The organism is Campylobacter sp. MG1 (assembly GCF_026616895.1).
GTDB lineage: Bacteria > Campylobacterota > Campylobacteria > Campylobacterales > Campylobacteraceae > Campylobacter_E.
This window is the reverse complement of record NZ_JANYME010000035.1, coordinates 1-528: the sequence shown is the minus strand read 5'-3', so window position 1 is coordinate 528 and position 528 is coordinate 1. Positions and strand designations below refer to the sequence as shown.

The window sequence follows — 528 nt, the reverse complement described above, 5'->3', positions numbered from 1 at the left end:
CTTTTTTATAATATATATCATAATTGATGTTGCTACAAATGTTATTGCAAAAGCAATTATGTAAGATATACAGTATTTATCCGTTGCTCCAAAAAATCTAGCTATATCATACATATCTAAACGATAATCTCTTGCTACACGACCTCCTGTCCAAATTACAAATATAATTGGTGCAATAAAATAACCTCCTATAATACTTGTTACAATACTAATAATAAATGTTTTAATCGTATATTTTTTCATTGTTTTTTCCTTTTAAAATAATTTTATTTTATTCATTCTTTAAATTTAAAGTAAATTAACTAAACCTAATAAAATAGAACTTTTATTCATAATTACTCCTTTAATAAATAAAAATTATTATAGCACCCCCCCCCATTAACAAAAAATTAATAAATTAAAAATTATTTAATAATTTATTTAATATTTTTTAAAATAAATAAAGTTATAGAAAGATTTAAATTTAAAAAGTTTTAGAATATTTTTAATGCTAATAAAGATAATTTGTATTAGCTAACTAGCTACTTA

1 protein-coding gene is annotated in these 528 nt (G+C 19.7%); it reads right to left on the bottom strand.

Translation table 11 applies throughout. The annotated features are described in order from the left end of the window. Positions 1 to 243, bottom strand: a 243-nt coding sequence (locus tag NY022_RS09560; RefSeq protein WP_267525650.1) for a hypothetical protein, incomplete at its 3' end; no start/stop codon positions are given. Positions 244 to 528: the final 285 nt, after the last annotated feature.